This window comes from Yersinia sp. 1252 StPb PI (assembly GCF_048593885.1).
In the GTDB taxonomy this organism is placed as follows: Bacteria; Pseudomonadota; Gammaproteobacteria; order Enterobacterales; family Enterobacteriaceae; genus Yersinia; species Yersinia enterocolitica_E.
Genome location: NZ_JAZGQE010000001.1, coordinates 18,334 through 44,100, shown reverse-complemented (window position 1 = coordinate 44,100; position 25,767 = coordinate 18,334). Strand labels below are relative to the sequence as shown.

The following is a 25,767-nucleotide window of genomic DNA, read 5'->3' as shown; positions in this document are numbered from 1 at the left end:
ATAAAATCAGGGGTGCCAGCGTAAGCCGCAAACCACCTATATGATGGATGGAATGTGGATACCCCCTTTTAACGGATTAAGTAATGTCGCATCGTTCAGATAATCCGGCGCCAGGTGCGCATAGGTCATAGTTTGCATGATGTTGGCATGACCCATTATACGTTGAAGCGTAATAATGTTGCCGCCGTTAATCATAAAGTGAGCGGCAAACGTATGTCTTAATACATGAACGCCCTGGCCTCTGGGTAAATCCGGCTTCACACTGCGAAGAATTTTACGGTAAGTGGCATAATCAACATTAAAGAGCCTACCTGATGATTTTGTCTTTACCTCTTTCATTACAGCCGGCGAGATCGGAACCGTTCGTTTCTTCCCGTTCTTGGTCTCCATGAAAGTAACCCGCTCATGCATGATGTGTTCAGCCTTTAAGTTTGAGGCTTCACCCCATCGCCCTCCAGTGCTTAGGCATAAAATCGTAAGCCGCAGAGCTTCACCGTCTAAAGCATTCAGTAATGCCGCTATTTCGGTTTCATCCAAATAGCACATATCAACAACTTGTTCCTTTAACGGCTTGATCACCCTTATAGGATGTTCAGCGTGGAACTCGCCCGCCTCTATTAGTACGTTAAACATCCCACTTAACACGGTTATATCCCGGTTAATGGTTGAAGCCTTAACGCCCTGGTAAAGACGTTCAGAGCGATATTCCAACAAGAATTTTTTGTTGATTCTAAAAACCATTGGATCACACATCTCTCGAACAATCCTAAGAAGTGCACCCCGGCGCTTTTCGCCGTGTTTTAAATTTCTTCCTTTATATGTCCACCAAGGTTCCAGTAGTTCCGATAACCTGCGATGGTCGGTTGGCTTATCTAGCCAATCCTTATCGTGCATATGTGTTATTACATATCTTTCAAAAGCAACTGCATCCGCTTTCTTGTCAAAAATCCGCTGAATCCTACGTCCTGTAGTTCCGCGCGGCCTGATATCCACTTTATAGCGTCCACCTTCGAGCGACTTAATAGACATAGTCATACCCTCCAGTGAAATTCTCATTTTGAAACTTTGTTTCAAAAATGAATAACTTATAAATACTTAACCAATCTTTTTCTCTGATGGGGAGGATATTATTTCGCCATGCCCATAGTGTGCGAGGGCCGGCGCAATTTGACCGGACTCAGGCGCGATTTTTCCGGTGATAAACCAGAGAGTATATTTTTCAAATTTAGGATGATTCAGAATTTTTGTTATTACTTCCGCATTTGGAACAGTTTTGTCCTCTTCATAGCGCCACAATGCATCGTTATTTATACCCAACATTTTGGCAGCTTCTGGCCGACTGATAAGTCGCTCACTTTCCCGCATAACTTTCAATTTAGCTCCAATACTCATATTCATATTGCAATTCTCCAATGTGGACTGTATTCTTTAAGTTAATCCGCAATGTTGGGGTGAATACCTCAACTAATACCCCAGCGTGGGAAATAAGAGGTTAACATGACAGAACTGCAACTCGCACACCTATTCAAAATTCCAGACGGCATTACCGCGTCTGAATTCGCCCGCCGCACTGGCAAGACTGAATCATCCGTTCGCCACATGATGGATAGACGCCTCCTACCAATGGTCACCGAACGTGAATTACTTGGCCCGGATGGCAGCGCCCGCCGCATTCTTATTTTGTGGAATGAGTGGTTAGAAATGGTGCATTTGGCCGCAGGCAGTCGCCCTATTGAGGCGCACGGATGGAAAGATAGCTGGATTGAAAAGGCCAAAAAATTATCTGCAAATATGGGGATGCCGGCCAGCAATCAGAGCGCAACGGCATGAGTTGGCTGTCGCATTACGGCCCAATGTACGCACTGACTGTTATCAGTGATCACACCAGTGCTTACCGTGGGTTTTCAATTACCAAGTTGAAGCGCAATAAAAGAAACCCGATCACCCGTTACCACGTTCGCCAGGGTGATGAATCTTATGGCAAGTTTGACGCCCAGGCGCAGGCCACGGATTACATTGACCGGTTGTATAAAATGAGGGGATAAAGCCCTCCCTCAAATAACAGATTTGCGAAAGGGTTTTATTTTTATTTGATTAGTATGGCGGGAGAATATGCCTAATTTCATATTGTTCAAAATAGGAACTAAAAGAAAGGTTATTAATGCTGAGAATATAGCTTACAGCTACCCATCTATTGTTAGTGATAATACGTTATTTATCACGCTTTATGATGGTAGCCGATTTAGGGCTGAGGAAGTATCCGAAGTTAAAATTGATGGAGTCAGCCCTTTTGATGAAATTGAGATTTCAAATAACTTTAGATGATTCAGATATGGCTATGGCCTTTTCTTTACTGTCATCAATAAGCAGTTGAGCTTGATAACGCTCTTCACTATTTATTGGGAAGCGTTCTAATTCAGAGCGGATCGCTAGCTCGAAAGGCGTGAAGTTGTTAAGGCCAATCGCGCCTAGCTCACTCATTAGGCCCAGTATCATGGCTTGCTGAATAGCTAATTGAAATTGCAGGTCGTTTACCTGTTCTTTTAAGTTGGAAATTTCTTCACGTTCAAACTCATTAAGCATTGTTTTAGTTTTCCTTTGTGGTTGGTAGGTGTAGCGCCGGGGTTCCTTCTCACAGTATTAACCGGCGCAAAAACAGTACCACAAAAAACGCGCGCCGGGCGCGATGCAGTACCCCGGCAACTATTCATTTGATGGAGATCACTTAATGACCGCTAACCAATGCCCGTCACTGGCTGCAATGCTACGGAACGGCCAGCAAGTTACCCACCGTCGCCACCAGTGCGGCTGGATTGAAACACCGGACGGTCGTGACTTTCAGCCAAAGGCCAGTGAAGTGCAGTTTATTAAAGGTTGTCGTACCCCGTTTATGACAAAGCCCAGGGCTAAACCCCGTTGGTGGGCGCGTCTGATGGGAATATTTGCGTAGGGGGATGTATGGCAAATACCGAGGAGGCCCGCGCCGTTCCGCTGACATTAAAAGAACGGCAGCACGGCCTACAGCATGTTGCTGAAATTTGGTCTTTGCTCCCCAGCAAAAAACACCAGGGAGCTATACCGGCACTGATTAATGAAATGGGCGAGACAGACCCAAAAATGAAAGGTGCCATCTATTACCTTGCAGACATTCCGAAAGCAAGGCACGGATTAGAGTTTAAGGAGCTGCTACCGCAAGAGCAGAGAAATTTAGTTGATGCACTGAACAGATGGAGGGCATCGACCAGTTTATTACCGGAACGGATCACCTATATAGATTGTGATCCATTGCTGGATAATAAAAGTAATTAAATAAACACCTGAAATTTACAGGCGCTTTACTGCGTCGGGATTCCCATTATCTAAGGGCGGAGTAATAAGAATGAGTGTTGCACCGATAAAATTAACACAAGAGTTAAACGATATAGAACTGGCAGCGCATTTTAATAGTGCTCGCCTTTCTGAACGCCTGTTACTACTTGAGCGATTAGAAAACAAACTAACTAAATTAAATCAATCAGTTTTTTCTAAAGAAGAAGTATTTAAAGAGTTATCCCGTTGGATATCAGAAGTTAAATCCGTTGCTAATTCATCCACTGTAAATAAAGAGGCTAAATAATGGCTACTCATATTAATACTATCAATGCTCTAAAAGGGCTGACTCGCGCAGCTTATGATATTAATCGCGCAGCATCTCACTTCAGTACTTGTCCGGGCTATGCGCTTGAACACTTAACTAATGCCGGTCTTGAAATCGAGCGTCTTAATAGTGAAGCCATTAAATTGCGCACTGAAATAGTGAAGTTAAACGAAGGTATCAATACTACCGTACAAGCCCAAGCCAAACGCTTTCACAATATCTGGGATGCAGTTATTGACGCCATCGCTGCCACAGATGCAGGAAAAAGCGTACTTCACCATGGCATGGATATTGACATGGCGACCGACAAAGCCATCGCCGCTATAAATAAAACCGAAGCCGACCGCAAAGAAGCCTTACGCACGGCGGAAGCATTCCAAAAGGCACAACCCAAAGCGGAATCAACAGAAGATATCTTTGACGCCGCAAGGCGTGAAATCTTCACCAGCTATTTTCCCGCTCCCGATGTATTAAGTGCGCTGACTGCCCGCCGGGCTAGTCTGTTCATGCGCGGTCGGTATCGATTTATTTTAACTGAAATCATTGATGAAGCTGTCCGCGCATCCGAGATACATCCCAAATGGCCGACAGATGCCCTCCATGCCGTATCTATTCTCACCGAGGAATCCGGCGAGTTAATGAAAGCGACTATTGAATACCATTATAACAATGGTGATAAGGAAGCTATTCGCCAGGAAGCCATACAAACCGCCGCAATGGCTTTGCGTGTTCTGCTTAATATTGACGAATATAAACGACCGTCAGACGAGAAATAAACACATATCACCCTGCCACTTGGTGGCGGGGATTTTTTCACATCTAAATAATGGAATTAAAAATGAGCAAAGAAAGCAAGTCTTGGAAAACGACGCCACTAATGGCCCTTGGGCTTATTTTCATCACCTTAAAGTTAATGGGATATATCACCTGGTCATGGTGGTGGGTAACTGCGCCATTTTGGGTATTACCCGCAATATTAGTTTCTGCTGTCGGAATAATTTCTTTGATCGTGGGTGCTATCAAGCTGTTTGGGGGATCAAAATCATGACAACTCTATCGCGCCGAGGTGAGCGCTGGTCACCGGCTGAACTGGCTTATCTGAGTGAAGCCATCACAACAACCCCTTATCGGGACATCGCCAATAACTTGGGTCGGTCAGTGCCAGCGGTCAGACGAAAAGCATTTCTTAATGGCCTGACTTCATGCCGCTGTGAACTTTGGTCGCCGGGTGAGGTGGCCTATCTGCGTGAGGCCGTCAAAACAACTCGATATCGGGACATCGCCGATCGCCTGGGCCGGTCACCCAAGGCAGTGCAGCAAAAGGCATTTGTGGAGGGGGTAAACCCTTCAATTGTCGGCGAGCGTAACCGCAACGCCAAATTCAGCGATCATGATGTGGAGCTATGCCGCGCACTTTACGACGAGGGCATAAAACCCAGGCTCATCGCCGAAAAAATGGAAATCCCCGTCGATAGCGTCTACAAAATTACACATTACCGGACGCGCCGAACGCCCACGCCTGGCAGTTCGCTACGCCAATGACCGACAAGCGCAGTAGATTTCAGCCTGCTCCATCACACCCCGGAAACGATAAAACGTTTGCCGGGGTTTACTCTTGGAATAACAATCCCTGCACCGCCATAAACCCGCGCCTGGATATTGAACCGCCGCCAAAAGTCACCCCTCTAGGGCAAATACTTGCCGCCTATAGCAAAGAGCGGAAAGCAGCAACAGAGACAGAAAAAGCAAGACAAGCCGCCGTTGTCGCCCTCTTCGTGTCCTCACTGACTGACGACGAGCGCAAAGCCATAGCAAAACGCCAGTTGCTGATTGAATACTTTGAAGAGGAGGAAGAGAAACGCGAGTTTACTTTAGCGCGCCTGGCTGAATCTAAAAAAGCCGAACGCCATAATCGCGCATTAGAAACACAGGCCAATCTCAACAGCCAACCTAAATTCATTCACCAGCCACTACAGCGGCGCATTGATTATTTGCGTCAGGAAAGCGGTGATGAGCGAGCCAATGCCTTTTTGAGTCGCTTCATTGAGACGGCATTGTCACGCTTGGACGCCATGCGAGGTAAGCAGCAAACCGCCGCGCTACGCCATATTGCCAGCCGTGAGAGATTAGACGGTCTGCTGCATTTGGCCGAACTCAATAAAAAAGAGGTCACCACCTTGGCAACAATGGCCGCTGCGCACATGGATATGTTGCTCGATAGCCAAATGGCAACACTGCCCGCCGAAAATGCCACCCCTCGCCAGATATTGCGCGTTTATCACGCCGTTGCTAACGAAGCCCGAAAGCTATCAATCACCCCGCCTAATTGGGATGCTCTCAACGATAAAATACGCCGCAGGGGCCAAATACCTTACGACCTGATCCCCGGTGCGCTAGCTCGTTTGCGTTGTGCGACTTGGTGGAAAGGCCGGTTATGGCGCTTACGTTGTCAGTGGCGAGAGGAGCAATTGCGCGCTGTCATGCTGGTTCACAAGAAAGCATCCCCTTACATCAGTCAGGAAGCGCTTGTTTATCAGCGCGAACAGTGGCGGCGTTCTACTGAGTTTATCCGTGCTCATGAGCTGGTTAATGACAGCGGTTTTGTCATGGATATGGAAGAGGTGGTTAACGCCAGCGCCAGTAATCCGCATCTACGCTATATCGAAATGATGACCACCTGTAAGGGCTTAGAAAATCTGGCAGAAATGCGCGGAGATAAGGCAATGTTCTACACCATCACCTGCCCGTCGAAGTATCACGCCACGCTTAAAGATGGCAGACCTAACCCGAAATGGAGCACAAAAACCATCAAGGAAAGCAGTGATTACCTGGTCAATCTGTTTGCGGGCATCAGGAAGAAACTCAACCGGTTAAACCTGCGTTGGTACGGCGTCCGTATTGCTGAACCCCATCATGATGGCACCGTCCACTGGCATTTAATGTGCATCATGGAAAAACAAGACCGCGCCGCGATCACCCAGGTGATGCGGGACTTTGCTATCCGTGAAGATCGTAAAGAGTTAGGGCGGGATATTAAACCCCGTTTTGATGTTAAGCCGGTGCTCAAAAGTAAAGGCACTATCACCAGTTACTTAACCAAGTATCTGGGTAAGAACGTGCGCGGCAGTAACATTAAAGGGAAGCTGGACAAAGAGACCGGTAAACCCATTGTCAGTAAGGAAACCGGCCAGCCATTAGGTGACGACACCGAAAGGGCTGTTGCCTGGGCTTCTCTTCACGGCGTCCAGCAATTCCGCTTTTTTGGCATTCCCTCCCGCCAGGTTTACCGCGAATTACGCATGTTGGCCGGCCAACTCCGACGCAAGGCCGAAGCAAAAGCCATCAAGATGGAAGCAGCAGCCACAACCAAGGACGAAACCGGCTTAAGTAAAGTTTGGTTATGGAAAAAAGTGCTGGCTAATAAAGATATGGATGATGTGTTAGCCGCAGCGGATGCCGGCTGCATGGCGACGTACATCCTAAAACAAGGCGGTGTTCTGGAACCCCGCAAAAATCACCTTATCCGTACCGCTTACATTGAGTCTGAAACCCCCAACGACTACGGCGAACACGGAACCAAAATTTTTGGCATCTGGTCACCTAGCCTGGGAGAACGCTCACGCGTTTGTATCCATAGCGATAACTGGAAGATGGTACGCAAGACTGATAGCAACGACAGCCAAACCAAGGCCACTCCTGTGGCCGTTGGGGTTGACGTTGGTTTTGATTTTGACATTGGGGCGGCAGTATCGCCCCTCGGACTCGTGGCAATAACTGTCCCCGCCTCCGACGACGAAACCCCAAAACAGCGTAAAAAACGGACAACACCACCGCCTGATCTAAGCGATTTCAACAAAATATCGTTCACCCAACGAAGGGAAATGCGCGAAAGGTTACGGAAATTACCGCCGCCGAGGTTCGGCGCTGACGACGATAACGTAAAAATCCGAACTCAGCCCGTCAGTGCGCCAATACTTTCGCCTGAAATGTGCCAAAAAATCGACCAAGCGGCGCAGCGTAGCGGCTGGATATTGGAAAAATGGCAAATCAGCGCGTTAGCCAGGGGTGAAAATGTGACTTTTCCCAACAAAATGACCGTTCGAGTAGACCAGGAACATTGGGATCGGGGGGAAGTGAAGTTAATTAAGATGTTTGGCATGCGGCAAATTAATGAGGATTCAACAAAATCCACCTAATTGTTTCCGCTGGTTCATATTTCGTATCACTTGTATAATGCGAGCAAGAGTTAACCAGATTTATAAGGGAAGTGGCGATGATTATTTACACTGATATTAAAAACACTTTTTCGTTACTGTCGGTGAAAACCCGCGAAAGAACACTTGAACTGAGAAAAGAAGCGGTAGAGCTTGTTAAGGAATATGAAAAATCTCTAATGCTTGAAACCGATTTCTGGGTTGATAGTAAAGGGATGCAACACCCTTATGTTGATGAAGGTATCGACGATAATGGTACTTTCAATTCAAGGCCGGTTGCCGCTGCTAGATTGGATAATGATTACGCTTTGAACTTTGTTTTGAAAACCATTGTTGATGATAGTATCCGCGGTGGTTCAGCTATGCATGTTAACGTGAAAATGAAATATATTAATAACACACTTTTAGTTTGTATCGGTGAAGATGCCGAACTGCTACATGTTATCGCTGATAATGTACCTGGCCGGTTTAATGAAGTGACCGAGCGAATCAAAGAAACTGTCATTGATGCTCTAAATAAAAGAATGCCTGAATAAATCACTAATAAAAAACCCGCCATTCGGCGGGTTTTTCTTATCCTGGCTGACCTTGTAGCAAGTTCAGGGCCATTTGTTTTTCATCTGGCCGTAGCCTTTCCAACAGTGCTTTAATCAACCCCTTATCACCCAGGCCGCTAGGGCTTACGGTGTGTGAGCGGGTTAATTCATAAACGCTGGTTTCGCTACATTCTACATTGGTGCAAGTGTAATACAGGTTTGCAAGCTGGGGCGCTTGCCATACTGATTTACGGTTATGCATCCGCGCACCACACGCCGTGCAAATAACCTTGATTGTCGCCATACCATCCCCCGAAAAACCGCCATCTTGAGATGATTTTAGCACTTTTCGCCGCTTATTTCTCATACGTTACGCCCCATCACCTGGCGTGATAACAATCTCATTATCAGCCGGCTTGGTCAGTGGCAATCCATCACTGTTTAGCCCCTCAAATTGCAGGTGCAAATGGGGCGGGATTTCGGGATCATGCTTCACTGCACTGGCGAACATCCGTTGAAGCGGGATCACCTCATCTTTTCGATAGGTATCGCGCGCAGTTTCCGGGCTTGCCATCACCGCCCCGTTAGTCGGGATTATCCCCGCCAGGCCGGAGGGGAAGCGGTGCGCGGTCAATACGTCTTGTGCGCTGATGCTTTTAATATTGGCGAATTCATCTTTTACGCCGGCATCACCAATCGGGATAAATTGCACCCCTTTTTCGCCACCGTCCGCGATATTGATAAACATCATTTTGAAGTTACCCACCCCTTTGGATTCCTCAATTTTTTTCGCGATATCCTCTTCCATTTCGTCGCTTAAATTGGGGTCGGTGGTATAGATAATCCCGCCGGTATGTGCGCCGTTATGGTAATAGCGACGCCGGAATATGGTGGCTTCCGTATTCAGTAAGGCGCTATGCATCCCGCCGATATAATCCGGCAAGCCATAAACCTGCTGTTGTGGGTCGTATTGGCGCAAAAAAATCACATCACGCGCCGGGTAAATAAGCGGCGGGCCTTTCTGTAAGACCGAAAAATCCCCATCCTTGCGGCGTCGAACGTACAGCGCCGGCAACGGCACCAAATCCACCACATCCCCCCAACCGTTACGCACTTTCAATATAGCGATATCACCAAACAGCAAAAAGTCATAAGCCGCCTGGCCCATTTCGCCCAGGCTCAGACCGCCCCCGGCATAGTCGCTGACCACCATATTCTTGCGGGCGTACAGAACCCCGCCATGCTGCCCGCACATGTTGGCAAGTTGTGCCAGGGCTAGCCGGTCGATGGGTTGCCGCCAGTGGTCGGCGGTCGAGTCGTACCAGATTTCGTGATACTGCGTTCCCTGCGTCAATATCGGCATGGGGGTATCGGTCGTTACGATGCTGAATGTGCCACGCCGTGCCGGCATGGCTTGCGCATTGGATTTTTGCTGCCTGGCGCTGTAGCGCTGTTTGCGTTTGCTCATTATTTTTTCCTGTCAGACGTCCCGCCCAGCCGGATTTCCGCTTGCGTTCGTTGTTAATTGGCTCGTTTATCACCGCATGGGCGATGGCAAAGAATTTGTCGGCGTGGCCGGTGTCGGCGCTACGGTCGGCGACAAACGTCATGCCGCCGCCGCTCTTGGTGGTGGTGTGGCGAATTGCCATAAAGCTGCCCGCGATGCCTTTATCCTCAATATCCCAAGCAATGCGTTTATGCTCGACAACGTCGATCATCTTCATGACCAGCCGGTTTTTACTTTCTTGGCTGTAACGGATTGGCGTCACTTCACGGCGTGCGAAGTCTTGCACCATCTCGCACACTGGCCCGCCAATGCCGGTGGTATCGATGCCGATATGCGTAATGTTGTAGCGGGTCATGTACTCCTTGATGCGGCCGACCTGGTATTTAAAGGCGAAGCCGTGCCAGGTTTCGATATGCAGCACCCGGAACGGCTCCCCGTCCACTTGTGGCGGCGCGATCAGAACAAACGAGGCCGTATCACCAGAGCGGGCGGGGTCGTAACCGGCCCACACCTCACGGTTACCAAAGGGCCGCATGGCGTTAACGTCGTGATCTTCCCAGGTGCTGACGTTGGTAAGACATTTTTCCAATTGTTCAAATTTGAATACACAATCGCCGGTGTCGATAAACTGACACATGTACAACTGGTTAAAGGAACTTGCGGCGTTTTCTTCCCGTATCTCTTCCAGGTCAATAAGAATGGCCGCAGCGCCATAGACTTTGGCTTTTTCCTCCATATCAGCAACGGCGGTTTCAACCGTGGTGATATAGCGCCAATGGTTATCCGGGCACATAATCCCGGCTTCCATTTGCTCGAAGGTTGGAAAATCAACGTTTTCCCGCGCCTTTTTGCCTTTGCGCCATTCGTCACCCGTCCAGAACGGATAAGCCTGATGCGTTTTTGCGCTGGGCGTTGAAATGTAAGTACGGCGTAAATGGCTATGTGTCGCTATCGCGCCGGCCACTTTTTTTAGTTCGGTAAAACCGCGTTGCCAGAAAATTTCGTCTATGTAGACGTTGGCGCAAAAGCCCTGGGCGGTATTGGTGTTGGTTGACAGGAAATGCAATTCCGCGCCATTGCTCAACACAATGGGGTCGCCAGTCAATTCAATGCCGAACAATTCAAAGGCAAACTTGATGATATAGCGCCGGAAAATAAGCGACTGAGGGCGAGAGGCCGACAAGAACGCCTGATTGTTGCCGGTTAAAATGGCATCTTCCAGGGCTTCAAATGCAGCGTACCAGGTCGCGCCGATTTGGCGTGATTTCAGCCATATCCGGTTACGGTGCTTTTTCGCTTCCCGCAGTGTGATTTGATAGTCATACAGGTCATCAACAAATTCAGCAAAATCAGCCGCCACAATGCCGGCCACATTATTTCGTTTCCCGCCACGCTTGCCGCTTTTCTTTTTGCTGCTGTCGTCGCCCTCGTTGGCGATCGCCTCAATGGTGCCACCGGCTCCCGTTGCGGTTATCCCGCGCGCCGCTGCCTCCAAATTCATGGCGTGAATTTTTTCAGTGTGCTTATGACGGCTGACAATTAACTTGCAGTGCATATCAATGTATTTATCGAGTTCTTTTAACTCAATATCATTTTTATTGGCCTTATCGACCAATACAGCCGCACGGCGGTTAATAACAGATTCTAAATCTTCCTCACTTAATAGACTGCGCCAGCCGCCTTTATCCGCCCAATAGTAAACTATCCGCGTCGAATTGAGTTTTAACTCGGCGGCTATCTCTTGGGCTGTCCAGCGCTTCAAATATAATGAACGCGCAAGGCCTATTAATTCTTCTGGATATTTTGATTTTCTGGTCATGCCTCATTATGGCGGCTTTATTTATTCAAAATGACAACTAAATACCGCAATAAATCGCAATGCCTATTTATTACGAATGAATAAGAAGTTTGATAAATGAAATAATAAAAACAATCCGCAATACTGAGCGGAGTTAATACCATCACCACGCCAAACCGATTAATTAAAAGGCTAATTATGTCCGGTTCACAACTGACAACGAATTTTATCCGCATTGCCACCGAGGGCGAAACCGTTGACGGTCGCGAAATAAGGGCGGAATGGCTGGTCGATATGGCAGAAACCTACGACCCGACGCTCTATACCGCCATGCTGTGGCAGGAGCACGAACGCTGGAGCGGCCCTTGTGGGGAAGTTCAGGAATTAAAAGCCGAAGTCGAAGACGGGTTGATGAGGCTGCATGCCCGCCTTTGTCCTGGTATGGAGCTGCTTTATGCAAACCGCAACGGGCAACTACTGTTTTGCTCCATCGAACCTACGGATGACCTGAATTTTCGCGGTACCGGAAAACCCTATCTTGAGGGCTTGGGCGTCACCAGCTCCCCGGCCAGCATCGGCACCGAGCGTATGCGCTTTAGTGCCAATAAAAACGGAAAACTTTACGGCGCACTAGAAGCATTAGTGATTAGTGATGTTGCCGACACCGAGGAATTAAATATGTCTACCAAAGACCCAAAATCAAAGAAAGCATTATTCCGCAGTCTTTTTAACCTTGCCGATAAAGGCAGTGATAAAAAACCGGAAAAACCAAAATCGCGTTTATTTTCCAGTTCCAGCCGCAAGTTTTCTGATGAAGATATTCAGACCATCGTCGAAGCGGTCGCCGAATTACAGGATACCGTCGAAGAGCAAGCGGAAACTATTGAAGAGCAAGCGACCATTATTTCCGAGTTGCAAGCCAATGATACGGACGTAACCGAAATTCAGGAAGCTTTGACCGAAGTTAAATCCGAATTGGTCACCGTCCAGGAAGAAGTTACCGAAATTAAAGACGAGGTCACCGGCGGTGAATTCAGCAAACTTAAAAACAAACTCAATGCTGCTGATAAAAAATTCAACAAACTTGAACAAGTCACCACCAAATTACCCGACGCCGCCCCTAATGCGTCCAGCGGTAAGAGTTACAACTTCTGATTTACGGTTAATTAAACCGGAACAGGCGGAATTAAATAGCCATTGCGGTAAACGCACTGACAAATAAACGAGAGCACTCATTATGCCAATGAATAAGTTATATACACTGATACAAAACTATGCACGGCGAATTGGTGAGGCCAGTGGTTCGGATGTTGCCACTCTTCCAATCACCGCTAATGGCATTGGTCGATTCAGCATCAGCCCACCGCAGGAATCAGCTTTGCGCCTGGCACTGATGGAGCAAGGCTGGTTTATGCCATTAATCACCGTGCGCGATGTTGACCAGATTCGCGGCCAGGTTATTGATGTCGGTAATCCAGGGCTGTTTACCGGTCGCCGTATTGCAGGGCGATTCACTAAGGACGTTGGCTTGTCTGGCAACATCTACCAGTTATACCCAACCGATTCATGTACCCGCCTGCCGTGGGAAACGCTATCTAACTGGATCCATTCAGGCACCACCGACGATGAATTTATTCAGTTAGTGGCTGAGTTTACCCTTCGTTCCTTTGCAAACGATATCTTGCGTGTCGGTTTTAATGGGACTCACGCCGCCCTTGAAACCGATGAAGATGAATATCCGAACGGGGAAGATATTAATATCGGCTGGCACCAAATCGCGAAGAATTTCGACACGTTACATGCGAATCCAGCCACACCAGAACAAGACCGCATTCCGGGCTTTACTCAGCGCGTGATCAATCCTGGCCCAGGCGAACTGACTCTTGGCGAAAACGGTATTTTCAAAACGTTGGACGCGATGGCCTCTTGGCTAATCAGCACCACCATTCCGAGTCAATTCCAGAATGAGCCGGACATTGTCTTGTTGATCGGCCCTGACTTGATTGCTGCTGAGCAGTTCCGCTTGTTCCAGGAAGCGGGCAAGCCGACGGAAAACATTGCCGCCCAAATGCTGGCAAATACCGTCACCGGTCGTCGCGTCTACGTTGCTCCGTTCCTGCCAGGTAAACGCATGGTTGTGACCACCCTGGCAAACCTGCACGTCTATAACCAGCGTAATCACCAATACCGCCGCGCGGAGCATGTGCAAGACCGCCTCGGCTTTGAGAATGCCTGGTGGCGTAACTCTGGTTATGCGTTGGGGCATCCAATGCTGTACGGCGCCATTGATGAGTCAGCTATCACCATTGAAGCGGAAGAAGATATCAACTTCGCCATTCAGAACGGCTTGATCCCAGGCACCCCAGGGCAAGATGCCCCTGTCCTGGATAACACTCAGATTTAAACGGAGGGAACCCCATGACGTTTAGCCCTCTACGCTATCGGGCGCAGGCATTAGCCCTGGGAAAGGTGCGACATACCACCCCGACAGAGGCCGAGCCTGGCGCAGACGAAAGCTTGCACTTGCAATTGTTGAGCCTGGAAAAGGACGTTAAACGCCTGGGTGTTCTGCCGCGCGTTGCCGACAAGATAGAACTCAAGGCGCGGGAGTTGTTACCAAAATGGCTTCCGTATGCCGAGCGCTATCTCAAGGCGGGCAAGGTCTATCAATACCCTGTATTCGGTTATTGCGTAGTCTGGTTGTTTGATACCGGCGATATCGATAAGGCGCTGGATTGGGCCGATATCGCGATCACTCAAAGCCAGGCAACACCGGACAAAATCAAGTCAAAATTTCCGTCATTCGTGGCTGATTTTATTCTGGATTGGGCCGCAGATGAGGCACAAGCGGGCCGCAGTATTGAGCCGTATTTTTCCCGCACGTTTACCAATGTGCGAGAGAACTGGCGATTAAACGAAAGGCACACCGCCAAATGGTTCAAGTTCGCCGGCGAGTTCCTGATCCGCGACAAAGACGGTAAACCCGCTGCCGCCGCGATCAGTGATATCCCGACCTTAATCCGGGCCAATGAATTGCTCGCCCAGGCGGAGGGATTTCATAAAAAAATCGGGGTGGAAACACTGCGTAAACGCATTGCTTCCCGTATTCGCGCCCTGGAAAAGCAAGCCGCTGAAATGGCGGATTCTGACCCATCAAAAGGCAATAACAATGAAATTTAAATTTAAATTGAATCAACTGGTTGAACCACGCATTAGCGATGAATGGGGAGAGGTTCGGGGTCGCGCGGAATTCGTAGCATCTGAAAATCAATATTTCATTTTCTACAAGGCCGCAGACGGCCGAGCACTAAGCGCCTGGTTTAATGAAAGTGAGCTAGAAGCTATTGAAGATGATCGTCACCCAGGCTGTCCGGTCTATGCCCCCATCGACCCGCCAAAAGGTGCGGTAGTCGAAGAGTAACCCTTTAAATTGTGAACACCGCCCCTTGACGTTGTCGCGGGGCAGTACCGACACCCGGCCAGCCGGGGCGGGCGAAGTGGAGGCCGTAGCGCTTTGCGTCTCACGGGCCGTGGAAACTTGTCAGCCCGCACCCCATAACGAGAGGTTTTTATGTTTCGACCCGGTGATAACGGTTTTCAGAAATCCACGTTAACCAATGATGGCTTTTGGCCTGACCTGGCACTGGATGAGTTCCAGCGTGAGCGCAGCATACCGCCCACGATTAACGAAAAAACCGTGGTGCAAGCCATGCTTGCCGCCGTTGCCGAGATTAACACCTCGTTAGCCAGTTTTACCACGCAGCAAAAAAGTAAGGGCTATATGACGGCCAGCGCGGTACCCGGCCCAAAGATGGAGGGCGAGAACGCACTGACAGCCCAATATAAAAAAGCGGTCTATGCCCGGACAAAAGCCGATTTGATGGGCGAATTTGCCGCCGTCAGCCGGCGCGAGGACAACACCAACCAGGACGCGCCGCAGACAAAAGCGTCATTACTGGCTGAGGCCGCAGTGGTATTGCGCGGCATCAAGGGCCGGGGCCGCGTGGGGGTGCATCTGGTATGACTCAGCTTGATAAGTTGTTTGATTTTGTCAGTAGTAACTTGCCGGAACGTTTGATGAAAACCACCGGCGCAGATGCCTGGATGGAAGATATTGAAATCATTCACGCGTCTAAAGCGTGGGGGCTAAATCAGCGCCGGATAGCAATACGGCAATATCAGGCGACGTTAGCCTGGGAACGCTGGCCCTATCGCCAGTATGACCCGGACACCTTATTTGCCCTGGTCATGGTGTGGCTGGTTGAACATGCCAACGAGCATTACAACCGGGATGAAATGCCGCCGCCTGAAGTCATTTTGCAACTGACAGATAACGATAACGCAACGCTGTTTATCACTGTGCAACTGGCTGACGACATCATTCTGGCAGAAAGCGAGGACGAGGGCATTATCCCGCTGAAAGGTAAGCGTTACCTCGTTGCAGCACCCACCGTGAATACCGCGACAGCCGGCTGGATTGTCGGTGCAAACGGAGCCACCGCACCGACCCACCCAGCGGGTGAGAGTGATGCAAGCTGACTTTACGCTGAACCGCGCCCAGTGGGAGGCGCTTAAAAAGGATTTGGCCGCGCTGGAACTGCCGCCCAATAAGCGTAAGCGCCTGCTGTGGCGGCTGTTGAAGTTAGGCGTGATGCCTGCCGCCCGTCGCCACCAAAAGCAACAGGCCAACGCCGAGGGCGTCAAATGGCCCAAACGCCAGAACGGTTTCAAAGGAAAAATGATGCGGGGATTGCCAAAAATGATGGCAATCAGCGAATTACCCGCTGCTGATTCCGCAAGAATTTATTTGCGCGGCAACAAAAAAACGTCGCCGGGCGTGGTCGGGAAAATGCAGCAATCAGGCTTTACTACCACCGTTACCGCTGACCAGGCAAAGAAACGAAATAGCAGCGAGGCCGGCGCGACACTGCGCCAGGCTAAACGGTTACTTGATTTGGGTTACACCGTTTTTCCAAAGACTGCACCGCGCAGCCCGTCCGTGAGTGAAATCATGGATTCACTGAGCCGGGACAAAGCCGGGGCCATTATCCGCAGTCTGGAGGGGCGAAAAGCAAAAGCAAGCTGGACGGTGACCTTGCCAGGCCGCGAATGGCTGGCAGTCAATGACGATGAATTTAACAAAATGCTGGCGCGTCAGATGCAAGCCATTAATTACGGCGGTGGCGTCCGGGCGCAAGACATTAAGGGGAAGGTAAAAAAATGACATGGCCCACAGTTACGATAGACCAGCTTAACCAGCGCCAGGGCAAGATTAACGAGGTGGAGCGTACCGTTTTATTCATCGGTAGCGCTGCTGATGATTCTGAAATCCCCGGCGACTTGATCGCGCTGGATTCACAATCTGATATCACCGTTGTGCTGGCTGATGCTGATACGACATTACGTGAGAACGTCCGCGCCGCACAGCGCAATGGCGGCCAGAACTGGCAAGCCTATGCGCTGTTATTGGCGGCTGATGCAGAGGCTGGCGACGATATGCTGGCAATTCTCAGCGCTCAACAGATGATTTCTGTTGAGGGGGTTATCTGCACCATCCCGATCACTACCGTGGCCGATGGCCGCACCAAAATTAATTTATACGCCGCTTTGCGCGCCGAACTGACCAATAAATATGGTCGCTGGGTGTGGTCAATGCTGACTGTTTCCGGGCCGGCGGCGCTGCCTGTACCTGTGTCATGGTCAGCGTACCAGGCATTTCTTGCTGAACTGGAGACCGGCATTGCTGCTGAGTCCGTGCAACTTGTCCCGGCACTGTGGGGCAATGAAGCCGGCGTGTTGGCGGGCCGATTATGTCACCGCAGCGTGACCGTGGCCGACAGTCCGGCCCGCGTGAAAACCGGTGCATTAATTGGGCTGGGGATTGATACCGCCGAAATGCCCGTTGATAGCAACGGGGTGGAAGTCACCCTGGCGCATTTGCGCGCCATGCATGACCTGCGTTATTCCGTGCCGATGTGGTACCCCGATTACGAGGGCATGTACTGGTCTGACGGCCGCACACTCGACGTGGTCGGCGGTGATTACCAAATCATTGAAAATCTGCGAATTGTTGACAAAGTCGCGCGCCGGGTACGGATTCAGGCGATCAGCAAAATTGCCGACCGTTCGATGAACAGCACCCCGGCCAGTATTGCGGCACACCAGACCTTTTTCGCCCGCACCATGCGCGATATGTCTCACAGCTCGCAGATTAACGGCGTGATGTTCCCTGGCGAAGTGAAATCCCCGCAATCCGGCGATGTGGTGATTACCTGGTCGGATATCGAAACCGTGAGCATTTACCTGGTTGTGCGGCCATATGGCAGCGCTAAAACCATTCAGATTGGGATCATGCTAGACCAATCCATTACCGCCGTTTCGGAGAATTAATCATGACGACTGCACGCATTGGCGGTAACTCAATCGACATTACCCTGGGTACGCAAATTATCCATGTCAAAACCGTTTCAGTGGATATCACCGATAACACCGCCGCCACACAATCACGCGGTATTCCTGATGGCTATGTATCGGGTGATGTGTCTGCTGAGGGGGAGATGGAAGTTGATACCAAGAACTTTAAAAAACTCAGTGCTGCCGCTAAATCCGCTGGCAGCTACCGCAAAATGCCAACTACCGACATTTTGTTTTATGCCAACACCGGCGATGAAGAGTTAACGGTCGAGGTATTCGGTTGCAAGCTGATTATCACCAGTCCGTTAGGTTTTGACCCGAAAGGTGGCGAGACGGCCACGCATAAATTTAAGTACATCGTGACCAGCCCGGACTTTATCCACATTGACGGTACGCCGATTTTATCTAGCGACGACGTCCGCGACTTGATCGGGTGAGTGATGCATATGCCAAACGGAGAAACATCATTTATTCGCATTGTGCTGATGCTGGGCGGGATTGGCGCTTTTATTTCACTCGCCAAGGTTTTGGTGGGTAACGAGGCGATCACCCTGCGCCTGATTGTGGGCCGAACAATATTAGGTTCAGGCACTTCATTGCTGGCAGGTATGGCGCTGATTCATTTTCCAGATATTCACATTCTGGCGTTGATAGGTGTCGCTGCTGCTCTAGGAATTATCGGTTCAAGTGTGATCGAGTTAGCCCTGACCCGGTTACTTACCCGCCACTTGGGACGACTAAAAAAAGGAAGTGAATCATGACATTAAGCGAAAAACAGGCGTTATTTACCGTCAAAATCGCCCAGTTGATTTATTGGGCTGACGAACACGGCTACCGCCTGACCTTTGGCGAAGCCTACCGCCCCCCAGAGCAAGCCGCATTAAACGCCAAATCGGGCAAAGGCATTGCCAACAGCTTGCACACGCAGCGCCTTGCGGTGGATTTCAATCTGTTTATTAACGGCCAATACCAGGATAAGAGCGAAGCCTACAAGCCTCTGGGGGAATATTGGGAGTCAATCGGTGGCACCTGGGGCGGGCGCTTTAAGTCAAATCCTGACGGCAATCACTTCAGCTTTGAGCATAACGGGGTGAAGTGATGCGCGAACTGCTGCCGGCGGTACTGCTACTGATTGCGGCTTGGTTGCTGGGCTGGACGATGCACGGCGACCGCCAGGCAAAAATCGAACTGGCAATTAATCAGGTAGCCGAGGCCAATCGCGTACAGGTTGAAAAAATCGCCGTCACCTCATCACGCCAGCTTGAGGACAAATTAACGGAGCTAAGGGCTAATGAAGTGCACACCGAGCGACTTATCAGGACTGAGATTATTAAACCGGTATTTGGCACTGTTTGCGCTACTGATGAGTATGTCCGGTTGTTCAACGCCAGTGCGGAACGTGCCGAACGTACCTTATCAGGAAAACTTATTGACCCCTTGCCCGGTAACACTGCCACGCCTGGCCGGTAATACTGGCACCGATTTTAGCGACACGTTAGAGCAGTACCAAAAGATATACCCAGATTGTGCGGCACGACACAACCAATTGATAATCGAAATAAAACAACGGCGAGATTTTGAACATGACCGATAAAGTAAATGTCAATGAGGTACTCATCAACCTGATTAATCGCGCGGCCAGCGGCGTGGATCAGGCTATCGATTTCAGTAAGGCCCAGCTACCGGATGTGATCCATCAACTGATGGTTTGGAAAGCAGTGTCTTACAGCTTGCGTAGTACCGTATTTCTTCTCTTGTGGATTGCCTGTTTTTTCGCCTTTAAAAAAGGTCTGGCACTGATGTCAGCCGACAAGAACAGTATTTCCGCCATTTTCTTATTAGTCTTTTCGGGGATGGTGGGGCCTGCCATGTTCGTCGGCCTGACATCAAACATCGGCGACGCCCTGCAACTGTGGCTTGCCCCTAAAGTCTGGCTGATTGAGTACGCCGCCCAACTAATGAACTAAAGCAACACGATAAAAACGACACACTAAGAATATTAACAACCCAATACTAAGGACTGAACCATGAGCAAAGAAACCAAAGACGTAATCACCCTTGAAGTGAAAGGTATTACGGTGCAATTTGCCCCGACCCTGGTCGCGTATAACAAGTGCCTGAATGAGTCGGCGCGTGATGAGAATATTATCGGCGCGATCAGTACCTACCTGAAACGCATTGTAGTGCCGGAGTCCCGCGACAATCTCGCCGAACTGCTGCAACGCCCCGGTATGGCCGCAGCCATTGCCAAAAAAGTAAATGAGATTTACGCGCCAGATGCCGAAATCGAAGTAAAGGAATAACCGCGCTCATTCAAGCGATTAAGAATAACCCGCTTGAACAATATATGACGCTCCGACGTCATTACCTTCCCAGCGAAGGTGATGACGTTATGAGTCTGGCGCGCGCGGCCTGGCTGGCGGAATACTTCCACGAAAGCGTCATTAACGGCACCACCGCAGGCATATGCAAAGCCTTTAACGGTGAATAGGGATAATCATGAAAGAACTGTCTTTTCTGTTGAGTCTTAAAAATAATCTGAGCGCACCGCTCGGCAAGGCGCAACAGTCTGTCGAACAGTTCGCCAAACAGTCACAGCGGGCCTTTAAACAAATTGCGGTCGGGGCTGTGGGGTTGTGGGGCGTTGCTCAAGGCGTCAAAGGCTTGCTTGCCCCTGCTCATGAGGTTCAGAAAACATTAGATGAGTTGTCTACACGTAATGTCAGTACGCAAGCCTTAGACAAAATGTTTAAGGCTGCGCAGACATTTAGCACCGCTTACGGCAAGAATGCCGCCGACTTTATCAGCTCAGCAACCATCATCAAAAGTACCATTGCCGGCATTACCGACAATGAGTTACCACGCTACACCACCGCCATAAACACCCTTGCCATAGCGACCAAAGGCAGCGCCGAGGGGGCCGCTAATTACATGGCTGACATGGCAAATAACTTCCGCACCACGGCAAGCGAAATGGGCAATATCCCCTTTGCCGAAATGATGGCGTCAAAAGGTGCGTACATGGTGCAGAATTTTGGCGCAAACCTTGACGAAATCCGCGAAATGGTCAAGTCCAGCAAGGGAACCGGTACCCAAATGGGGGCGGGTATGGATGAACAACTCGCCGTCCTGGGGATGCTCAAGCAGACCAAAGGCACCGAGGCCGGCGGGATTTACGACGCATTCCTGAAAAGCGCCATTGAGGGCGGCAAACAGCTTGGCCTGAGCTTTACCGACGCCCAAGGCCAAATGCTGGAATTCCCCGACATTCTGCAAAAACTTCAGGCGAAATTCGGTAACACCATTGAGGGCAACGTTAAGGCGCAAGCCGTATTAAATAAAGCCTTTGGCGAGGGTGCGCAGGCATTGACCGCCACCTGGGGCCAGGCGGATAAGTTGCGTAAACATATGCGCGATATGGGGAACACTCAGGGTTTAGAGAGAGCCATAGAAATGGCTAAAAAAATGGCCGACATGTGGGAGCGTGTTGATCAGGTGTGGAAGCGTATTCGAATTGCCGTGGGTATGCAGCTTATCCCCGCCATATCCCCCCTGGCTGATTACGCCATCAACGCCGGTACGCAATTCGGTAAGTGGCTGGAAATGTTTCCCAACATTGCGCGCTGGATTGGTTACCTCGCACTGGCAACTCTTGGCATGGCCGCAGCCGGCGCAATCGCCAATGTCGTGATGGGGGTATCGAAATTTATCATGATGGGCTGGACGGGGATAATCAAGCTGACAACCGCCGCCGTTCACGGGCTGATGTGGGCGATTAACCTCAAAGCCCGCGCCATTCAGTTAGCAACCTTTGCCACGGTCATTTATAACGGCGCACTAAAATTCTTGCGCGTCGCGCTCATTGCGACTCGCATGATGTTGATAAGCAGCACGGTTGCCATGCGCGCCTACGGTATCGCCACTATGTTAGCCGGCGTTGGGATGCAGTTATTGACCAGCCCTATCACTTTGATTATTGCTGGCCTTGTCGCGCTGGCGGCGGGGGTTTGGTATGTGATTTCCCATTGGGATCAGCTTAAAGCCGCACTGTTGGACAGCGCCGCATTCCAGTGGGTTATGCAGATTGCCGGCCAGGTCGGGGAGATGTTCGCCGGTGTATGGGCCTCGATTACCCTGGGCTGGGAAATGGTGGTTGGGTTCTTTGCTGGCCTGTCACCTGTAGAAGCCTTTAACGGTTTTGTTGACGCCATCGCCAATGTGTTCAGTGGCCTGTGGGACTACCTAACAGAGTCTTTCGGCGCGACCTACAACTGGATTGTCAGCAAGCTAAATAAAATCCCCGGCGTGAATATCGACCTTAAGCCTATCGGCCAGAACGAGGGAGGCGCAGCCGCGCCAGCGGCCACCCTCCCCGCGCCCGCGGGCTTGGTCAGCCCGGCGATGAACAAGGGCGGGATAGCCAAAACCCTGACCACCAATAACAGCAACCAGAGCAGTACCGTGCGCACCGGTAACACCATCGGCGAAGTGAATATTTACCCGCCGAACGGGGCCACGCTGGATAGCATCATGGAATCAAGGGAGCTTGCCGCCGGATGAGTGAACAACTGTACATCGACCTGCTAATCACTGACGGTGATTTTACGCTTTCATCCGGTAATGAACCGCTGTTGTGCGATAACCGCATCAGCATTGCGCAGGACTGCGTACATCGGATTATTGAGTCCGGCCTGGTTAAGTTGCTGATTGCCGAGCGTAGCCCGGTATTGCGCACCGATATCTTGTTGCAAATGGAACTGTTGACCGAAACCGATACCCGCATTGTGCCGGGTACCGTACTGATTACCGATGATGACCAGGGGCATTATTTTATTACCGCTGATACCTACGATTTCGGCCCACTGTCACTGCGAGACTTATTATGAATAATCGCCCTAATCCTGACTATAAGGCCATTCTTGCCGATCAGGGCATGCCGACGACTGAAAGCCAGGTACAAGCGGAATTCGCAAAGGTCGCGGCTGATGAAAATTTAGTCACCAACACCTCGAATATGTCGCCGTTCTGGCGGCTAATCAAAGCCATTGTGACCGCGCCAGTCATGTGGCTGATTGACGCGTTAGTAAATACCGTTATGGCTAACCTGTTTCTGGCTACCGCTAGCGGGACTTTTGTTGATCTGTTTGCCTGGGCGGTCAATTTGTCCCGCAAAGATGCCAGCCTTGCCCAGGGCGTAATCCGCTTTACCAAAGATAGCGTTAGCGCTGAAATTACCGTACCCGCCGGCACTGTGATCCAGACCGAACGCATTAACGGCACCGTTTATAAATTAATGACATTGGCCGATACCGTTATACCTGCTGGTGTAACCGGGGCGTTGATTGCGGTCAATGCTGAATCAGCCGGCAGCGGCCACAACCTGGCACCCGGCTATTTCCGTATTCTACCGGTCGCGGTCAATGGCATCGCCAGTGCGGTAAACGAGGATAATTGGTTAATCGCACCGGGGGCTGATAAGGAGCTGGACGACGATTTGCGTGACCGGGTGCGCAATCAATTTAATTTGCCGGGCCAGTATCATATCGATGCGGTTTACCGTGGGTTGATTGCGGGTATTGCCGGCCTGACCACTGACCGAATTTTTTTCCTACACGATGCGCCGCGCGGGCCGGGAACGGCCAACGTCTATTTATTGCTGGATTCCGGCATCGCCAGCCAGCCGTTTATCGACACAGTAAATGATTATGTGATGAGCCAGGGCAACCACGGCCACGGCGACGATGTGCTGTGTCTACCGTTGCCAGAAGAAATTCATGACTTGACCGTGACGCTTCACTTTTTCGATAGCAGCAATTTAGACGATGAGCAAAGCGACGCCTTGCTGGCAAATATCCGCAATCTGATTGGCTGTGCATTCCGGGAAAACACCGATTACACCGTACAAAAGACCTGGCCGCACAGCCGCTTTTCTATGTCCCGCCTGGGGGAAGAATTGCACGATCACTTTGCTGAAATCGAATCGCTGGCTTTTTCGCGGGGTGACATTATCAGCGGGTTATTTGTGCCACGCCTGGGCGTTCTGACGCTGGAGAAAGCCAATGGATAAGCTACCCACATTTACCTTGCCGGTATGGCTGAACAAAGGCGAGCCGGTCAAATTAATGCGCGCCTGCCTGGCCTTTTGGCAAAAGGTTTACACCTGGATCAAGTGGCCGCTTAACCAGGCAGACCCGTTAACCTGCGTCGTGCCGTTACTCAATCTGCTGGCGTATCAGCGGGATGTGACCCGATTCCCTGGCGAACCGCTCCCCCTCTTTCGTAAGCGGGTACATTTTGCCTTTATCAATGCCAAAGACGCGGGATCGGTGTCCGGGTTTATTGCGATATTCGCCCGCCTGGGCGTGGGCTATGTCGAACTGTTAGAACGCCAGCCCGATATTGATTGGGATGTCATAACGGTGCGTGTCACTGATAGCCAAGTGGCTGAAAACAGTGAATTACTGATGAATATCATTCGCCAGTATGGCCGCACCTGCCGCCGTTATCAGTACGAAATAATCACCCCTGTTGATATGTATATCCGCGCCGGCCATGTGGGTTGTGAATATATCTGTTACAGCGCCAGCACCGTATCAAATGAAGTGACAACAACCGCCGCCTTTGGCGCGTCGCTGATGGAGAAAAACTAATGTCACAAACTGCTATTACTTTTGCTTTCGAACAATGGAAAGCCCAGGAAGCCGCAGCGGGTAAAACCGTGGTGCTGGATGAATTTGTCTTGGCCTATGTGCCAGGTCTGGATCATACCGTCCCCATTAACCGCGCCGAAACATTGCCGCCAGTGGCGCAAATCGTTCACCGCCAGGCGGTGAATAAAATTGGCCTGGTCAATGATAATGTGGTGGTTTATTCCGTCACTATGGGTACTGAATTGGGTGACTTTGATTTCAACTGGATCGGGCTGGTCAATAAGGCCAGCGGCACAGTGGCAATGATTGTTCACGCACCGACCCAGCGCAAAGTTGCTAACGTAGCCGGCCAACAAGGTAACGTCTTGACCCGTTCATTTTTGATGGAATACAACGGCGCAGCGACCGCAACCGGCATCACTACACCGGCGGAAACCTGGCAAATTGATTTCACCGCCCGATTGACCGGCATTGATGAAATGCAGCGGTTAATTAACGTTGATAACTATGGGGCTGGCGCATTTTTTAACACGGGTTATCTGGTTGCCAAGACAGGCGCACAATTCTTTGTGACCAAGGGTACGGGTTATATCGGCGGCATTCGAGCCGACCTACCCGCAAATCGTAATATTACGGTACCCGCCGCCGCGACCAAGGTTTGGGCTGACGTCAGTTTGCAGGGCAACATTACCAGCCAATGGGAAGCGGTCATTAAAATTACCGTTGCGCCAACGCTGGCAAACTACACCGAATCCGGCTTTATGCACTATGTGTTTGCAGTCGCCAGTATCGATGCAGCCGGAAATATTACCGACTTGCGCCCGCAAGGTTCACTGAATGAACAAGAAACCAGTGACGCTCTGGCGCAACATGAAAAATCCCGTAATCACCCTGACGGCACGCTAACGGAAAAAGGTTTTGTCCAGCTAAACAGTGGCACTGATAGCAATAGCGAAACGCTGGCCGCGACCCCGAAAGCAGTCAAAAGGGTTGCTGACGCGGTGGTCGGGG

35 protein-coding genes and 1 pseudogene are annotated in these 25,767 nt (G+C 50.3%); 30 read left to right on the top strand and 6 right to left on the bottom strand.

The genetic code is table 11. The annotated features are described in order from the left end of the window. Positions 1-36: 36 nt before the first annotated feature. Positions 37-1,029 (bottom strand): phage integrase, encoded by a 993-nt coding sequence (locus V2A85_RS00270; RefSeq protein WP_420070709.1) that lies wholly within the window; start codon positions 1,027-1,029, stop codon positions 37-39. 66 nt (positions 1,030-1,095) lie between these two features. Then, positions 1,096-1,398, bottom strand: coding sequence for a helix-turn-helix domain-containing protein (locus V2A85_RS00265; protein ID WP_420070708.1), 303 nt, complete (start codon positions 1,396-1,398; stop codon positions 1,096-1,098). Positions 1,399-1,497: 99 nt separating this feature from the next. On the opposite strand from V2A85_RS00265, the gene V2A85_RS00260 reads away from it, so the two are divergent. From V2A85_RS00260 to V2A85_RS00250, 3 genes are all read left to right on the top strand, one after another. Beyond that, positions 1,498-1,830, top strand: a complete 333-nt coding sequence (locus V2A85_RS00260) for a Cox family DNA-binding protein (protein ID WP_420070707.1) — start codon at positions 1,498-1,500, stop codon at positions 1,828-1,830. Beyond that, on the top strand, positions 1,827-2,045 hold the full coding sequence (locus V2A85_RS00255; protein WP_420070706.1) for a hypothetical protein: 219 nt from the start codon (positions 1,827-1,829) through the stop codon (positions 2,043-2,045). Before V2A85_RS00260 ends, V2A85_RS00255 begins: the two co-directional genes overlap by 4 nt. A gap of 67 nt (positions 2,046-2,112) precedes the next feature. Beyond that, positions 2,113-2,325, top strand: coding sequence for a hypothetical protein (locus V2A85_RS00250; protein WP_050336658.1), 213 nt, complete (start codon positions 2,113-2,115; stop codon positions 2,323-2,325). On the opposite strand, the gene V2A85_RS00245 is transcribed toward V2A85_RS00250, so the two are convergent. After that, entirely contained in the window at positions 2,308-2,583 is a 276-nt protein-coding gene (locus V2A85_RS00245) for a hypothetical protein (protein WP_420070705.1), read from the bottom strand. The genes V2A85_RS00250 and V2A85_RS00245 overlap by 18 nt on opposite strands. A gap of 145 nt (positions 2,584-2,728) precedes the next feature. On the opposite strand from V2A85_RS00245, the gene V2A85_RS00240 reads away from it, so the two are divergent. From V2A85_RS00240 to V2A85_RS00210, 7 genes are all read left to right on the top strand, one after another. Then, entirely contained in the window at positions 2,729-2,950 is a 222-nt protein-coding gene (locus V2A85_RS00240) for a phage filamentation protein Fil family protein (RefSeq protein WP_420070704.1), read from the top strand. 8 nt (positions 2,951-2,958) lie between these two features. Then, positions 2,959-3,309: a DUF5347 family protein gene (locus V2A85_RS00235; protein WP_420070703.1), complete on the top strand. Its 351-nt coding sequence runs from the start codon at positions 2,959-2,961 to the stop codon at positions 3,307-3,309. A gap of 70 nt (positions 3,310-3,379) precedes the next feature. Continuing rightward, entirely contained in the window at positions 3,380-3,616 is a 237-nt protein-coding gene (locus V2A85_RS00230) for a hypothetical protein (protein WP_420070702.1), read from the top strand. Further along, complete coding sequence (locus V2A85_RS00225; protein WP_420070701.1) at positions 3,616-4,413, top strand: hypothetical protein; 798 nt, start codon at positions 3,616-3,618, stop codon at positions 4,411-4,413. Before V2A85_RS00230 ends, V2A85_RS00225 begins: the two co-directional genes overlap by 1 nt. A gap of 82 nt (positions 4,414-4,495) precedes the next feature. Next, positions 4,496-5,179: a hypothetical protein gene (locus V2A85_RS00220; RefSeq protein WP_420070700.1), complete on the top strand. Its 684-nt coding sequence runs from the start codon at positions 4,496-4,498 to the stop codon at positions 5,177-5,179. Beyond that, positions 5,176-7,833, top strand: a complete 2,658-nt coding sequence (locus V2A85_RS00215) for a replication endonuclease (protein ID WP_420070699.1) — start codon at positions 5,176-5,178, stop codon at positions 7,831-7,833. Before V2A85_RS00220 ends, V2A85_RS00215 begins: the two co-directional genes overlap by 4 nt. Before the next feature lie 77 nt (positions 7,834-7,910). Continuing rightward, positions 7,911-8,387, top strand: coding sequence for a hypothetical protein (locus V2A85_RS00210; protein ID WP_420070698.1), 477 nt, complete (start codon positions 7,911-7,913; stop codon positions 8,385-8,387). 37 nt (positions 8,388-8,424) lie between these two features. On the opposite strand, the gene V2A85_RS00205 is transcribed toward V2A85_RS00210, so the two are convergent. The 3 genes from V2A85_RS00205 to V2A85_RS00195 are packed head-to-tail and all read right to left on the bottom strand — an operon-like array spanning position 8,425 to position 11,713. Continuing rightward, on the bottom strand, positions 8,425-8,754 hold the full coding sequence (locus tag V2A85_RS00205; RefSeq protein WP_219643400.1) for an ogr/Delta-like zinc finger family protein: 330 nt from the start codon (positions 8,752-8,754) through the stop codon (positions 8,425-8,427). 3 nt (positions 8,755-8,757) lie between these two features. Further along, positions 8,758-9,642 carry a phage portal protein gene (locus V2A85_RS00200; protein WP_320407167.1) on the bottom strand — a complete coding sequence of 295 codons (885 nt, stop codon included), beginning with the start codon at positions 9,640-9,642 and terminating at the stop codon, positions 8,758-8,760. Then, positions 9,536-11,713 carry a terminase large subunit domain-containing protein gene (locus V2A85_RS00195; RefSeq protein WP_420070697.1) on the bottom strand — a complete coding sequence of 726 codons (2,178 nt, stop codon included), beginning with the start codon at positions 11,711-11,713 and terminating at the stop codon, positions 9,536-9,538. The genes V2A85_RS00200 and V2A85_RS00195 overlap by 107 nt, the downstream gene beginning before the upstream one ends. A gap of 177 nt (positions 11,714-11,890) precedes the next feature. Between V2A85_RS00195 and V2A85_RS00190 the strand changes: the two genes are divergently transcribed. From V2A85_RS00190 to V2A85_RS00095, 20 genes and pseudogenes are all read left to right on the top strand, one after another. Further along, entirely contained in the window at positions 11,891-12,847 is a 957-nt protein-coding gene (locus V2A85_RS00190; protein ID WP_420070696.1) for a GPO family capsid scaffolding protein, read from the top strand. Positions 12,848-12,929: 82 nt separating this feature from the next. Next, entirely contained in the window at positions 12,930-14,096 is a 1,167-nt protein-coding gene (locus V2A85_RS00185; protein WP_342222765.1) for a phage major capsid protein, P2 family, read from the top strand. Between the two features lie 14 nt (positions 14,097-14,110). Continuing rightward, positions 14,111-14,872: a phage terminase small subunit gene (gpM, locus tag V2A85_RS00180; RefSeq protein WP_420070695.1), complete on the top strand. Its 762-nt coding sequence runs from the start codon at positions 14,111-14,113 to the stop codon at positions 14,870-14,872. After that, positions 14,862-15,113, top strand: coding sequence for a hypothetical protein (locus tag V2A85_RS00175; RefSeq protein ID WP_420070694.1), 252 nt, complete (start codon positions 14,862-14,864; stop codon positions 15,111-15,113). Before gpM ends, V2A85_RS00175 begins: the two co-directional genes overlap by 11 nt. Positions 15,114-15,263: 150 nt before the next feature. Next, complete coding sequence (locus V2A85_RS00170) at positions 15,264-15,716, top strand: head completion/stabilization protein (protein WP_046050852.1); 453 nt, start codon at positions 15,264-15,266, stop codon at positions 15,714-15,716. Continuing rightward, on the top strand, positions 15,713-16,231 hold the full coding sequence (locus V2A85_RS00165; RefSeq protein ID WP_420070693.1) for a phage tail protein: 519 nt from the start codon (positions 15,713-15,715) through the stop codon (positions 16,229-16,231). The genes V2A85_RS00170 and V2A85_RS00165 overlap by 4 nt, the downstream gene beginning before the upstream one ends. Further along, positions 16,221-16,916 carry a hypothetical protein gene (locus V2A85_RS00160; protein ID WP_087769037.1) on the top strand — a complete coding sequence of 232 codons (696 nt, stop codon included), beginning with the start codon at positions 16,221-16,223 and terminating at the stop codon, positions 16,914-16,916. Before V2A85_RS00165 ends, V2A85_RS00160 begins: the two co-directional genes overlap by 11 nt. Next, a complete protein-coding gene (locus V2A85_RS00155; protein WP_420070692.1) occupies positions 16,913-18,082 on the top strand; it encodes a DUF2586 domain-containing protein in 1,170 nt (389 codons plus the stop codon). The genes V2A85_RS00160 and V2A85_RS00155 overlap by 4 nt, the downstream gene beginning before the upstream one ends. Before the next feature lie 2 nt (positions 18,083-18,084). Beyond that, entirely contained in the window at positions 18,085-18,543 is a 459-nt protein-coding gene (locus V2A85_RS00150) for a phage protein (RefSeq protein WP_025376679.1), read from the top strand. Between the two features lie 9 nt (positions 18,544-18,552). Then, positions 18,553-18,867, top strand: a complete 315-nt coding sequence (locus tag V2A85_RS00145; RefSeq protein WP_420070691.1) for a holin — start codon at positions 18,553-18,555, stop codon at positions 18,865-18,867. Next, positions 18,864-19,205, top strand: coding sequence for a M15 family metallopeptidase (locus V2A85_RS00140; RefSeq protein ID WP_420070690.1), 342 nt, complete (start codon positions 18,864-18,866; stop codon positions 19,203-19,205). The genes V2A85_RS00145 and V2A85_RS00140 overlap by 4 nt, the downstream gene beginning before the upstream one ends. After that, positions 19,205-19,576 (top strand): hypothetical protein, encoded by a 372-nt coding sequence (locus V2A85_RS00135; RefSeq protein WP_420070689.1) that lies wholly within the window; start codon positions 19,205-19,207, stop codon positions 19,574-19,576. Before V2A85_RS00140 ends, V2A85_RS00135 begins: the two co-directional genes overlap by 1 nt. A 113-nt stretch (positions 19,577-19,689) precedes the next feature. Then, positions 19,690-20,073: a hypothetical protein gene (locus V2A85_RS00130; RefSeq protein WP_420070688.1), complete on the top strand. Its 384-nt coding sequence runs from the start codon at positions 19,690-19,692 to the stop codon at positions 20,071-20,073. A 60-nt stretch (positions 20,074-20,133) separates the two neighbouring features. Continuing rightward, positions 20,134-20,409, top strand: a complete 276-nt coding sequence (locus V2A85_RS00125; protein ID WP_025376674.1) for a putative phage tail assembly chaperone — start codon at positions 20,134-20,136, stop codon at positions 20,407-20,409. Between the two features lie 44 nt (positions 20,410-20,453). Further along, positions 20,454-20,597, top strand: a complete 144-nt coding sequence (locus tag V2A85_RS00120; protein ID WP_420070687.1) for a DUF6890 family protein — start codon at positions 20,454-20,456, stop codon at positions 20,595-20,597. An 8-nt stretch (positions 20,598-20,605) separates the two neighbouring features. Next, entirely contained in the window at positions 20,606-22,666 is a 2,061-nt protein-coding gene (locus tag V2A85_RS00115; protein WP_420070686.1) for a phage tail tape measure protein, read from the top strand. Then, the gene (locus V2A85_RS00110; protein WP_050917218.1) at positions 22,663-22,992 is read left to right on the top strand and encodes a DUF2590 family protein; all 330 of its coding nucleotides are present in this window, start codon (positions 22,663-22,665) and stop codon (positions 22,990-22,992) included. The genes V2A85_RS00115 and V2A85_RS00110 overlap by 4 nt, the downstream gene beginning before the upstream one ends. Continuing rightward, positions 22,989-24,173 (top strand): baseplate J/gp47 family protein, encoded by a 1,185-nt coding sequence (locus tag V2A85_RS00105; RefSeq protein ID WP_420070685.1) that lies wholly within the window; start codon positions 22,989-22,991, stop codon positions 24,171-24,173. The genes V2A85_RS00110 and V2A85_RS00105 overlap by 4 nt, the downstream gene beginning before the upstream one ends. Beyond that, positions 24,166-24,756 (top strand): hypothetical protein, encoded by a 591-nt coding sequence (locus tag V2A85_RS00100; RefSeq protein ID WP_420070684.1) that lies wholly within the window; start codon positions 24,166-24,168, stop codon positions 24,754-24,756. Before V2A85_RS00105 ends, V2A85_RS00100 begins: the two co-directional genes overlap by 8 nt. Next, a pseudogene (locus V2A85_RS00095) lies at positions 24,756-25,754 on the top strand (phage tail protein); the annotation flags it as partial. The gene V2A85_RS00100 and the pseudogene V2A85_RS00095, both read left to right, overlap by 1 nt. Positions 25,755-25,767 lie beyond the last annotated feature (13 nt).

Excerpts from the sequence above, each read along its gene's own strand:
- V2A85_RS00115 (WP_420070686.1), top strand. The coding sequence starts at position 20,606 with ATGAAAGAACTGTCTTTTCTGTTGAGTCTTAAAAATAATCTGAGCGCA.
- V2A85_RS00215 (WP_420070699.1), top strand. The coding sequence starts at position 5,176 with ATGACCGACAAGCGCAGTAGATTTCAGCCTGCTCCATCACACCCCGGA.
- V2A85_RS00240 (WP_420070704.1), top strand. The coding sequence starts at position 2,729 with ATGACCGCTAACCAATGCCCGTCACTGGCTGCAATGCTACGGAACGGC.
- V2A85_RS00145 (WP_420070691.1), top strand. The coding sequence starts at position 18,553 with ATGCCAAACGGAGAAACATCATTTATTCGCATTGTGCTGATGCTGGGC.
- V2A85_RS00155 (WP_420070692.1), top strand. The coding sequence starts at position 16,913 with ATGACATGGCCCACAGTTACGATAGACCAGCTTAACCAGCGCCAGGGC.
- V2A85_RS00185 (WP_342222765.1), top strand. The coding sequence starts at position 12,930 with ATGCCAATGAATAAGTTATATACACTGATACAAAACTATGCACGGCGA.
- V2A85_RS00210 (WP_420070698.1), top strand. The coding sequence starts at position 7,911 with ATGATTATTTACACTGATATTAAAAACACTTTTTCGTTACTGTCGGTG.
- V2A85_RS00130 (WP_420070688.1), top strand. The coding sequence starts at position 19,690 with ATGACCGATAAAGTAAATGTCAATGAGGTACTCATCAACCTGATTAAT.
- V2A85_RS00110 (WP_050917218.1), top strand. The coding sequence starts at position 22,663 with ATGAGTGAACAACTGTACATCGACCTGCTAATCACTGACGGTGATTTT.
- V2A85_RS00270 (WP_420070709.1), bottom strand. The coding sequence starts at position 1,029 with ATGTCTATTAAGTCGCTCGAAGGTGGACGCTATAAAGTGGATATCAGG.
- V2A85_RS00100 (WP_420070684.1), top strand. The coding sequence starts at position 24,166 with ATGGATAAGCTACCCACATTTACCTTGCCGGTATGGCTGAACAAAGGC.
- V2A85_RS00230 (WP_420070702.1), top strand. The coding sequence starts at position 3,380 with ATGAGTGTTGCACCGATAAAATTAACACAAGAGTTAAACGATATAGAA.
- V2A85_RS00195 (WP_420070697.1), bottom strand. The coding sequence starts at position 11,713 with ATGACCAGAAAATCAAAATATCCAGAAGAATTAATAGGCCTTGCGCGT.
- V2A85_RS00120 (WP_420070687.1), top strand. The coding sequence starts at position 20,454 with ATGACGCTCCGACGTCATTACCTTCCCAGCGAAGGTGATGACGTTATG.
- V2A85_RS00250 (WP_050336658.1), top strand. The coding sequence starts at position 2,113 with ATGCCTAATTTCATATTGTTCAAAATAGGAACTAAAAGAAAGGTTATT.
- V2A85_RS00175 (WP_420070694.1), top strand. The coding sequence starts at position 14,862 with ATGAAATTTAAATTTAAATTGAATCAACTGGTTGAACCACGCATTAGC.
- V2A85_RS00135 (WP_420070689.1), top strand. The coding sequence starts at position 19,205 with ATGCGCGAACTGCTGCCGGCGGTACTGCTACTGATTGCGGCTTGGTTG.
- V2A85_RS00165 (WP_420070693.1), top strand. The coding sequence starts at position 15,713 with ATGACTCAGCTTGATAAGTTGTTTGATTTTGTCAGTAGTAACTTGCCG.
- V2A85_RS00160 (WP_087769037.1), top strand. The coding sequence starts at position 16,221 with ATGCAAGCTGACTTTACGCTGAACCGCGCCCAGTGGGAGGCGCTTAAA.
- V2A85_RS00150 (WP_025376679.1), top strand. The coding sequence starts at position 18,085 with ATGACGACTGCACGCATTGGCGGTAACTCAATCGACATTACCCTGGGT.
- V2A85_RS00235 (WP_420070703.1), top strand. The coding sequence starts at position 2,959 with ATGGCAAATACCGAGGAGGCCCGCGCCGTTCCGCTGACATTAAAAGAA.
- V2A85_RS00260 (WP_420070707.1), top strand. The coding sequence starts at position 1,498 with ATGACAGAACTGCAACTCGCACACCTATTCAAAATTCCAGACGGCATT.
- V2A85_RS00190 (WP_420070696.1), top strand. The coding sequence starts at position 11,891 with ATGTCCGGTTCACAACTGACAACGAATTTTATCCGCATTGCCACCGAG.
- gpM (WP_420070695.1), top strand. The coding sequence starts at position 14,111 with ATGACGTTTAGCCCTCTACGCTATCGGGCGCAGGCATTAGCCCTGGGA.
- V2A85_RS00125 (WP_025376674.1), top strand. The coding sequence starts at position 20,134 with ATGAGCAAAGAAACCAAAGACGTAATCACCCTTGAAGTGAAAGGTATT.
- V2A85_RS00140 (WP_420070690.1), top strand. The coding sequence starts at position 18,864 with ATGACATTAAGCGAAAAACAGGCGTTATTTACCGTCAAAATCGCCCAG.
- V2A85_RS00105 (WP_420070685.1), top strand. The coding sequence starts at position 22,989 with ATGAATAATCGCCCTAATCCTGACTATAAGGCCATTCTTGCCGATCAG.
- V2A85_RS00225 (WP_420070701.1), top strand. The coding sequence starts at position 3,616 with ATGGCTACTCATATTAATACTATCAATGCTCTAAAAGGGCTGACTCGC.
- V2A85_RS00205 (WP_219643400.1), bottom strand. The coding sequence starts at position 8,754 with ATGAGAAATAAGCGGCGAAAAGTGCTAAAATCATCTCAAGATGGCGGT.
- V2A85_RS00255 (WP_420070706.1), top strand. The coding sequence starts at position 1,827 with ATGAGTTGGCTGTCGCATTACGGCCCAATGTACGCACTGACTGTTATC.
- V2A85_RS00170 (WP_046050852.1), top strand. The coding sequence starts at position 15,264 with ATGTTTCGACCCGGTGATAACGGTTTTCAGAAATCCACGTTAACCAAT.
- V2A85_RS00265 (WP_420070708.1), bottom strand. The coding sequence starts at position 1,398 with ATGAATATGAGTATTGGAGCTAAATTGAAAGTTATGCGGGAAAGTGAG.
- V2A85_RS00245 (WP_420070705.1), bottom strand. The coding sequence starts at position 2,583 with ATGCTTAATGAGTTTGAACGTGAAGAAATTTCCAACTTAAAAGAACAG.
- V2A85_RS00200 (WP_320407167.1), bottom strand. The coding sequence starts at position 9,642 with ATGTGCGGGCAGCATGGCGGGGTTCTGTACGCCCGCAAGAATATGGTG.